Origin of the sequence: Vibrio sp. 1167 (assembly GCF_033340375.1) — a bacterium.
GTDB lineage: Bacteria > Pseudomonadota > Gammaproteobacteria > Enterobacterales > Vibrionaceae > Vibrio > Vibrio alginolyticus.
The window spans coordinates 1-7,908 of sequence record NZ_JAWOWK010000030.1; the positions used below are offsets into that span (position 1 = coordinate 1).

At 59.1% G+C, this 7,908-nt stretch carries 11 protein-coding genes and 1 pseudogene; 1 reads left to right on the forward strand and 11 read right to left on the reverse strand.

The window, feature by feature from the left end; genetic code table 11:
• On the reverse strand, positions 1 to 490 hold a 490-nt coding region (locus tag R7Z78_RS23885; protein ID WP_169643902.1), incomplete at its 3' end, for a MobA/MobL family protein.
• A gap of 182 nt (positions 491 to 672) precedes the next feature.
• Between R7Z78_RS23885 and R7Z78_RS23890 the strand changes: the two genes are divergently transcribed.
• Positions 673 to 933, forward strand: a complete 261-nt coding sequence (locus R7Z78_RS23890) for a mobilization protein (RefSeq protein WP_169573164.1) — start codon at positions 673 to 675, stop codon at positions 931 to 933.
• A gap of 604 nt (positions 934 to 1,537) precedes the next feature.
• On the opposite strand, the gene repC is transcribed toward R7Z78_RS23890, so the two are convergent.
• The 10 genes and pseudogenes from repC to R7Z78_RS23940 form a co-directional block, all read right to left on the reverse strand.
• Entirely contained in the window at positions 1,538 to 2,383 is an 846-nt protein-coding gene (gene repC, locus R7Z78_RS23895) for a replication protein C, IncQ-type (RefSeq protein WP_112928757.1), read from the reverse strand.
• Positions 2,370 to 3,209, reverse strand: coding sequence for a helicase RepA family protein (locus R7Z78_RS23900; RefSeq protein WP_169573183.1), 840 nt, complete (start codon positions 3,207 to 3,209; stop codon positions 2,370 to 2,372). Before R7Z78_RS23900 ends, repC begins: the two co-directional genes overlap by 14 nt.
• 30 nt (positions 3,210 to 3,239) lie before the next feature.
• Positions 3,240 to 3,446, reverse strand: a complete 207-nt coding sequence (gene urfF / locus R7Z78_RS23905) for a plasmid repression protein F (RefSeq protein ID WP_112928753.1) — start codon at positions 3,444 to 3,446, stop codon at positions 3,240 to 3,242.
• 56 nt (positions 3,447 to 3,502) lie between these two features.
• On the reverse strand, positions 3,503 to 3,778 hold the full coding sequence (locus R7Z78_RS23910) for a hypothetical protein (protein ID WP_223847821.1): 276 nt from the start codon (positions 3,776 to 3,778) through the stop codon (positions 3,503 to 3,505).
• A 61-nt stretch (positions 3,779 to 3,839) separates the two neighbouring features.
• Positions 3,840 to 4,373: an aminoglycoside nucleotidyltransferase ANT(2'')-Ia gene (gene aadB / locus R7Z78_RS23915; RefSeq protein ID WP_000381802.1), complete on the reverse strand. Its 534-nt coding sequence runs from the start codon at positions 4,371 to 4,373 to the stop codon at positions 3,840 to 3,842.
• A gap of 144 nt (positions 4,374 to 4,517) precedes the next feature.
• A complete protein-coding gene (locus R7Z78_RS23920) occupies positions 4,518 to 5,417 on the reverse strand; it encodes an extended-spectrum class A beta-lactamase VEB-18 (protein WP_065825678.1) in 900 nt (299 codons plus the stop codon).
• An 83-nt stretch (positions 5,418 to 5,500) separates the two neighbouring features.
• On the reverse strand, positions 5,501 to 6,064 hold the full coding sequence (locus tag R7Z78_RS23925; protein ID WP_112928758.1) for an AacA4 family aminoglycoside N(6')-acetyltransferase: 564 nt from the start codon (positions 6,062 to 6,064) through the stop codon (positions 5,501 to 5,503).
• A gap of 145 nt (positions 6,065 to 6,209) precedes the next feature.
• Positions 6,210 to 7,187, reverse strand: a complete 978-nt coding sequence (locus R7Z78_RS23930; protein WP_011117301.1) for a DNA-primase RepB domain-containing protein — start codon at positions 7,185 to 7,187, stop codon at positions 6,210 to 6,212.
• Entirely contained in the window at positions 7,163 to 7,573 is a 411-nt protein-coding gene (locus R7Z78_RS23935) for an IncQ-type mobilization protein MobB (protein ID WP_011117300.1), read from the reverse strand. Before R7Z78_RS23935 ends, R7Z78_RS23930 begins: the two co-directional genes overlap by 25 nt.
• A gap of 106 nt (positions 7,574 to 7,679) precedes the next feature.
• Positions 7,680 to 7,844, reverse strand: a pseudogene (locus tag R7Z78_RS23940) (MobA/MobL family protein); the annotation flags it as partial.
• Positions 7,845 to 7,908: the final 64 nt, after the last annotated feature.

Here is a 7,908-nt window from a genome sequence, read left to right on the forward strand (position 1 = left end):
CCTTGGGCTTCAGGCTCTCGGACTTCTGCGCCCCGCCCCGCTCTGGCTGTTTGGCGTTGTACCGCTTGAACCACTGGTCAGCCGGGCGCTCGATACCGTCGTTCTTCCGCTCAGAGATCATCAAGTGGCAATGGGGGTTCTCACCTTTACCGGCATGAATGGCCAGCGTATACGGCAGGCGCTCGCCCTCGGTCAGATGCCGGGCGAATTCGTCCACCAGCTCCCGCTGCTGATCTAGGGTCAGTTCGACCGGCAGGGCAAACTCAACCTCTTTGAACAGCCGCCCATTGGCGCGTTCATACAGGTCGGCAGCATCCCAGTAGTCGGCGGGGCGCTCGGCCCACTCGGGCAGGTGGCCGGACTGAGTGTGCAGCACCTCGTCACGGTCGCGGGAGTAACGGCCCTCCCGCTGGATGTAATCGGCTTTCGCCTTGGCCGACTGGCCGCCGTTCCGGCTGCCGGTCTTGGCCGTAAGGTGATAGATGGCCATAGGGGTTTAGCTCCATGCAATGGCCCTCGGAGAGCGCACAGCCCCAAAGGGGTGCCCGCAGGGCAGTTTCTCGAAGAGAAACCGGTAAGTGCGCCCTCCCGTTAGAATGACGGTCGGGGTTTGCGGTGTCTGTGCTCCGATGATAGCATGATGGCAAGCACATAACCAAGGGGAATGTCAACATGGCAAAAGCAGCGGAACGGCTCGCCAAGCTGGAAGAGCAACGGGCACGGATCAACGCCAAGATCCAGCGGGTCAGGGCACGGGAGCAGCAGCAAAAGCGCAAGGAGGACACCCGGCGCAAGGTGCTGGTAGGCGCGTGGATACTCGGCAAAGTCGAAAGCGGCGAGTGGCCAGAACAGCGCTTGCTCGATGGGCTGGACAGCTACCTAGAGCGCGACCATGACCGGGCGCTGTTCGGACTGCCACCCAAGCAGGAATAGCAGCCACAGGAGCATGGCCAGCCGGAGCCGCAAGAGGGGCAAGGGTGAGCTTCTACCGGCTGACACCTGCCGAGATCGAAGCCCTGCAGCAAGAGATGCGAGAGGCGGGCGCGACCATCAAGGCGGAGATAGCCAAGCGCAAGGTGGCCAGCATGGCCCCTGCGGGGCTTCACACGCGCCCCCGCCCTGCGGGCAGGGGTAAAGGCCGCTAAAGCGGCTAAAGGCGTCTGCGGCTTCCTGTGGCGTCTGTGCATGGGGTTTGGGTTTGCGGGCCTTGGCCCGCCTTTTCCCTACCGCGGAGCGGTGGGGGCGGTGTGTAGCCTAGCGCAGCGGATAGATCAGTTATCCGGCCTCTGGCCGGGCATTTTGGGCAAGGGCAAACAGCGCCCCACTAGGGCGCTGTTAACCGCGCCTAGTGGATTATTCTTAGATAATCATGGATGGATTTTTTCAGCACCCCGCCAGCCCCCGCCCCTGCTGGGTTTGCAGGTTTGGGGGCGTGACAGTTAACGGGGGGGTTCGTGACAGTTAACGGGGGGGGGCGTGACAGTTAACGGGGGGGGCGTGACAGTTAACGGGGGGGGCGTGACAGTTATTGCAGGGGTCAGCCTGCCGCCTTGGGCCGTGCGATGTCGTACTTACCCGCCGCATACTCGTTCACCGTCCAGCCCAGCGCGATCAGCTCCGGCAGCGCCTCGCGCACCCGCTGGCGTCTCTTGCGCATGGCGGCCCCACTGGCCTCTGACGGCCAGACGTAGCCGCACAGGGTATCTATGGCCGCCTTGCCGGTCTTGCCGGGGTCGATCCAGCCACACAGCCGCTGGTGCAGCAGGCGGGCGGTTTCGCTGTCCAGCGCCCGCACCTCGTCCATGCTGATGCGCACATGCTGGCCGCCACCCATGACGGCCTGCGCGATCAAGGGGTTCAGGGCCACATACAGGCGCCCGTCTGCCTCGTCGCTGGCGTACTCGGCAAGCAGCCGGAAGCCCTGCCGCTTGCGGCCATTCTGGGCGATGATGGACACCTTCCAAAGCCGTTCAATGCAGTCCCTGATGGGCTTTGAGTCCTCGATATTGGCATAGCCTATTTCACGAGCCAGCGCCCGATAGCTACCCTTGACCACCATGGCGTCAGCGGTAACGGCTTCCCATTTGGGTTCCAGGAACAGCCGGAGCTGCTGCCCGCCGGGGGTCTCCGGTTCTGGCTCTAGCACCAGACCACTAGGCCCGGCCATGGCCACCAGCCCCTGCAGGATGCGCAAATCATCAGCGCCCAGCGGCTCCGGGCCGCTGAACTCGATCCGCTTGCCGTCGCCGTAGTCATACGTCACGTCCAGCTTGCCGCGCTTGCGCTCGCCCCGCTTGAGGGCACGGAACAGGCCGGGGGCCAGACAGTGCGCCGGGTCGTGCCGGACGTGGCTGAGGCTGTGTTTGTTCTTAGGCTTTGCCACGAGGCACCCCCTTGCTCTTGTGCTGCTTTTCCAGCACGGCGGGCTTGAGTACCCCGCCGTCATGCCGCCTGAACCAGCGGTCTTTGAACGGTGCCCCATAGTTGGCCTTGCTGACTCCAAAGCGGACGAAATAGGGCCGCTGCGTGTCGTCTACGCCCCATTCCTCGGCCTCACCGGTGGTCATGCCGGACAGGTACGATTGCCAGCGGATGTTATCCACCAGCACGGACGATCCCCGGCTGGCCTGCTGCTGGTCGCCTGCGCCCATCATGGCCGCGCCCTTGCTGGCATGGTGCAGGAACACGATAGAGCACCCGGTATCGGCGGCGATGGCCTCCATGCGGCCAATCACTTGCGCCATGGGGCCGCTGGCGTTCTCTTCCTCGATGTGGAACCGGCGCAAGGTATCCAGCACCATCAAGCGGCGTCCCTCAGCGGCTCGCTTGAGGCCGTCGAACCACTCCGGGGCCATGATGTTGGGTAGGCTGCCGATCAGCGGCTGGATTAGCAGACCGTCAGCCACGGCTTGCCGTTGCTCGTCGGTCAGGCGTTCCCCCAATGCGTGCAGGCGGTGATGTATGGCGGTGGGCGGGTCTTCGGCGGGCAGGTAGATCACCGGGCCGGTGCGCAACTCGCCCACGTCCAGCAGGTCGGGGCCGCCTGCGATCTGTGCGGCCAGTTGCAGGGCCAGCATGGACTTGCCGGCCCCACCGGGGGACACCAGCGCCCCCACGGTGCCGGCCACCATGTTGGGCAGTACGTAGTCAATCGGTGGCGGTAGCTCTGTGAAGCTCGCCAGAATGTCGATAGGCTTATGGGTAGCCATTGATTTGCCTCCTGTGTAGGCGGTTGGTGGTTAGGCGCTGGCGGGGTCACTACCCCCGCCCTGCGCCGCCCTGAGTTCTTCCAGATACAGCCGCAGCGCCTCGGCCTCTGCGTCTGTGGCCCATATCTTCCGGGCCTTGCGGCCCATGGCTCGCTGCTGCTCGGCAAAGCGGGCCTGTCGTATAGCGTTGGGGGTGGCCAGCAGGTTGCCGGTACGCTTGTCGTGTTGGTCTTTCATATTTCCTCCGCATTAGAGCTAACACCATAACAGGCATTAGCTCTAATGCAAGTGTTTTATCCTAATGTCGGCCCTCGGTACTGCTGTTTCTCGGCCTGCTTCGCCAGCTCGGCGCGGGCCTCCTGCACCTGCGGCAGCTCCATCACCTTCTGCACCGTACGCTTGATGTAATCGGCCTCATGGCCCGTCTTGCGCTCCATGATGGCGGGGCTGGCCTCGGCCATGGCCTTGCCGATCTCGTCCGGCTCCCGGCCCTTGCTGGCCAGCTTCATGGCCGCGATAAAGTCGCACTTGCTGAGGTCGTCACCGTACCGCTTGACCAGCCCGGCCATTTCGCTGCGGTAACACCTGAGTTAAGCCGCGCCGCGAAGCGGCGTCGGCTTGGACGAATTGTTAGGCCGCATATCGCGACCTGAAAGCGGCACGCAAGACCTCAACCTTTTCCGCCCCGAGTGAGGTGCATGCGAGCCTGTAGGACTCTATGTGCTTTGTAGGCCAGTCCACTGGTGGTACTTCATCGGCATAGTAAAAGTAATCCCAGATGATCGCCTCCCAGCTGTTACAACGGACTGGCCGCCCGGCGATGACGCCCTCAGCCGCCTCTGGGCACGAGCCCTGCGGAGCCTCCGCGATTTCATACGCTTCGTCTGCCCACCAAGCAGGTTCGCAGTCAAGTAACTCATCCCCGATCTCCGCTAAGAATCCATAGTCCAACTCCTCCATGACGCGCCCGCCGAGCATTTCAACTATTGCCTCGAGCTCGCCGCGCCTCTCGCCGGGAAACGTCAGATCAATATCATCGTGCTTGCGTGTTACACGCCCTAGCCGTGCATCGATCGCCCAGCCCCCACCGATCCAGAGCGGCAGATTTCGCTCATCTGCCGCAGCTAGAATTTTGTGTATCAATGTGACCTGCGTTGTGTCCATGCGGCCTAACGGTTTGGGCTATGGGCAGTGGCGGTTTGCGTGAGCCTTTCCTGTCAAACCGAGAAAACGCTCGGGCGGGCTACCGACTTTGCAAATTGCACTTCAACCCGCCATTGCCTATGAGCCAGTGTTAGCGGTAGTTTTTTATTTATTCAAATAGTAATCCCACGTTATTTTTGCAATGTCTGAAATAATCTTTTCATTAATTTCCGAAGTTTCTTTGGACTCTGCAACAAATACGCTTATAAAAATTAATTGTCCATTCGGTAAAGTAATTACCCCAACATCATTAGTGGCTGCTGCAATTCCATTATTTATTCCGGAAGTCCCTGTTTTATGAGCAACAATTGTATTCTTTGGTAATTGTCCTTTTAATCGGTTACTTCCTGTTGTTGTTTCTCTCATAATTTTCCAAATAAAATCATAACTTTTTTTAGAAAGTAATTGGTTCTTATTATTATAAGTATCTATTAACAGTTTGTTCATCGCTGTTGGGGTTGCCCAATTTTGATATTGGGTATTCCAATCCTTGTGCATTTGTTCTTCGTTTGCTTTGATTGAAATATCAGTGAAATGATTAGCATTCAAGAATTTTTGAACAGAATCAGTTCCTCCGATTAATTTTAGCAAAATATCACAACCAATATTGTCGCTCTCTGATACTGTATAATTTAGTATTTGTTCAATCGTCAAAGTTGTTCCATTAGGGAATTCCTCTTTAATCGGACTCCACATTTTAGGCAAAAGGTCTTGAGGGGTAATCTCTATTTTTTGTTCAAAAGAAAGATTCCCTTTATCTATCTCAGACAAAACGGCTAAAGCAATCGGAAATTTCATAACGCTTTGCATCGGGAAATGGAAGTCGTTATTAATCTTCAAAGTATCCTTCTCATTGCTGTTGAATATTGCTACTCCTATTCTGGCATTTTTTGCCTTTAAAACATTCTCAATTTTCAAAGTTAAGTTGTCAGTTTGAGCATTTGAATACGCAATTGTAAAAAATAAACTTAACAATACTAATAATATCCTTTTTACGATTTTCATATGTCTGTACTCCTATCTGGTTAAATTACCGCTAACACCTGAATTAAGCCGCGCCGCGAAGCGGCGTCGGCTTGAATGAGTTGTTAGGCAACACCGCGCTTTCTCTCGAAGGCTTGTCGTGTTTGAACCATGTAAACCGCCGGCCCGTCAGGCGTGGTGATGATCTTCTCCCGCACGAATCCTGCCTTCTCATAGCAGCGTATGGCTCGATGGTTGTTCGGAGTCGGGTCGGTCTGAATCTTCGTCACGGTGGGGTCCGAGAACAGTAGTTCAACGAGAGCGCGGACAAGCCTTGTTCCTAGGCCTTTGTTCAACTGTGTCGGGTCAGCCAGAGACTGGTCTATTCCTCGCACTCCTGGATCAGTTTCATCTTCCCACCAGCCATCACCGCTTCCGAGCGCGACGTACGACTGAGCATAGCCGATCGGTTCCTCGCCCAGCATTGCGATGTACGGTGTTACGGACTCTTCCGCCATCGCTCTGGGCAGGTAGTGTTCCAGCACTTCATCAAGAGTCGGTCGCTCTTCGTCACCACCCCACCACTCAACGATGTGCGGCCGGTTGAGCCAATCATGGAGCATCGGCAGGTCGCGCTCGGTCATGAGGCGAAGAGTTATGGGGGGGGTGCTCGCGGCCTTGCGGCCCATGGCTCGCTGCTGTTCGGCAAAGCGGGCCTGTCGTATAGCGTTAGGGGTGGCCAGCAGGTTGCCGGTACGCTTGTCGTGTTGGTCTTTCATCTCAAACCCTCCATTAGAGCTAACAGTATACCACCAGTTAGCGCTAACGCAAGCATTACATACTTAAATCTGGCCCCCGACTGCGCTGCTTCTGGGTCTGCTTCGCCAGCTCGGCGCGGGCCTCCTGCACCTGCGGCAGCTCCATCACTTTCTGTACCGTGCGCTTGATGTAATCGGCCTCATGGCCTGCCTTGCGCTCCATGATCGCGGGGCTGGCCTCGGCCATGGCCTTGGCGATCTCGTCCGGCTCCCGGCCCTTGCTGGCCAGCTTCATAGCCGCAATGAAGTCGCACTTGCTGAGGTCGTCACCGAAGCGTTTGACCAACCCGGCCATTTCGCTGCGGTAGTCGTCCACGGCGCTGCGGCGATACCGGCGCACACTCCGCGGGGCGGTGATCTCGGCCAGTCGTGCCGTCCGTTCCTGTTGGCGCTTAATGCTGTCCAGCACCTGCCCGGCCTGCTGCATCAGCTCCGGCCCTGCGGTGGCGGTCTTGCCCTTGGATTCACGCAGCAGCACCCACGGCTGATAACCGGTGCGGGTGGTGTGCTTGTCCTTGCGGTTGGTGAAGCCCGCCAAGCGACCATAGTGGCGGCTGTCGGCGCTGGCCGGGTCGGCGTCGTACTCGCGGGCCAGCTTCCGGGCGATTACGCCCCTGTGACCTGCTGGGGCGTCCTGAGCCACTTTTACCCATGCCTGATAGTTCTTGGGGCTGGTCTCCACGATCAGCGCCGGCTCCCGGCCCTCGGCTTTCATGTCATCCAAGTCGAACTCACTGAGATCGTCCACCAGCACCAAACCATGCCGCTCCTGCTCGGCGGGCCTGATATACACGTCATTGCCCTGGGCATTCATCCGCTTGAGCCATGGCGTGTTCTGGAGCACTTCGGCGGCTGACCATTCCCGGTTCATCATCTTGCCGCTGGCGGCATCCCGTATGCCGATGTCGTACCGGTCGCAGCCCATGGCCTTGAGCTGCCGGGCGATGGCTTGCGCGGTGCGGTCACCCTTTACTTGAGCTTGAAAACCAGCCATATACCCCCCTGTTGTTCGATGATTTGCGGCTCCAGCCAAAGCCATGATGCGATCAGCAGCGCCAGAATAGGCGTCACGGAAGCGATCAAGACCCCGGCCCACAACTTCCATGTCCAGCCACGGGCGGCGCTCCGGGCGCTCTGCGCGGCGCTGCTCACCTCGGCGGCTACCTCCCGCAACTCCTTGGCCAGCTCCACCCATGCCGCCCCTGTCTGGCGTTGGGCTTTCAGCCACTCCGCTGCCTGCGCCTCGCTGGCCTGCTGAGTCTGGCTCATGACCTGCCGGGCCTCGTCGGCCAGTGTCGCCATGCTCTGGGCCAGCGGTTCGATCTGCTCCGCTAACTCGTTGATGCCTCTGGACTTCTTCACTCTGTCTATCGCGCTCATGCTCGATAACCTCCCGGTATTCTTGTAAGTCGATGATCTGGCCGTTGGCCGTGTCGATGGCTAGGGCGGTGTCGGCCCGCTCGGTGCGGATGCCCCGGCCCTCCATCTCCACCACGTTGGGGCCAAGATGGATGCCCGGCAGGCGCTCGATGCCCTGCGCCTCAAGTGTTCTATGGTCAATGCGGGCGTCGTGACCAGCCCGCTCTAATGCCCGGTTGGCATGGTCGGCCCATGCCTCGCGGGTCTGCTCAAGCCATGCCTTGGGCTTCAGGCTCTCGGACTTCTGCGCCCCGCCCCGCTCTGGCTGTTTGGCGTTGTACCGCTTGAACCACTGG

What these genes read in the sequence shown, in the direction of transcription:
- R7Z78_RS23920 (WP_065825678.1), bottom strand. Translation starts at nt 5,417, where the DNA reads ATGAAAATCGTAAAAAGGATATTATTAGTATTGTTAAGTTTATTTTTT.
- R7Z78_RS23925 (WP_112928758.1), bottom strand. Translation starts at nt 6,064, where the DNA reads ATGGGCCGCAAGGCCGCGAGCACCCCCCCCATAACTCTTCGCCTCATG.
- urfF (WP_112928753.1), bottom strand. Translation starts at nt 3,446, where the DNA reads ATGAAAGACCAACACGACAAGCGTACCGGCAACCTGCTGGCCACCCCC.
- R7Z78_RS23910 (WP_223847821.1), bottom strand. Translation starts at nt 3,778, where the DNA reads ATGGCCGGGCTGGTCAAGCGGTACGGTGACGACCTCAGCAAGTGCGAC.
- aadB (WP_000381802.1), bottom strand. Translation starts at nt 4,373, where the DNA reads ATGGACACAACGCAGGTCACATTGATACACAAAATTCTAGCTGCGGCA.
- R7Z78_RS23935 (WP_011117300.1), bottom strand. Translation starts at nt 7,573, where the DNA reads ATGAGCGCGATAGACAGAGTGAAGAAGTCCAGAGGCATCAACGAGTTA.
- R7Z78_RS23900 (WP_169573183.1), bottom strand. Translation starts at nt 3,209, where the DNA reads ATGGCTACCCATAAGCCTATCGACATTCTGGCGAGCTTCACAGAGCTA.
- R7Z78_RS23890 (WP_169573164.1), top strand. Translation starts at nt 673, where the DNA reads ATGGCAAAAGCAGCGGAACGGCTCGCCAAGCTGGAAGAGCAACGGGCA.
- R7Z78_RS23930 (WP_011117301.1), bottom strand. Translation starts at nt 7,187, where the DNA reads ATGGCTGGTTTTCAAGCTCAAGTAAAGGGTGACCGCACCGCGCAAGCC.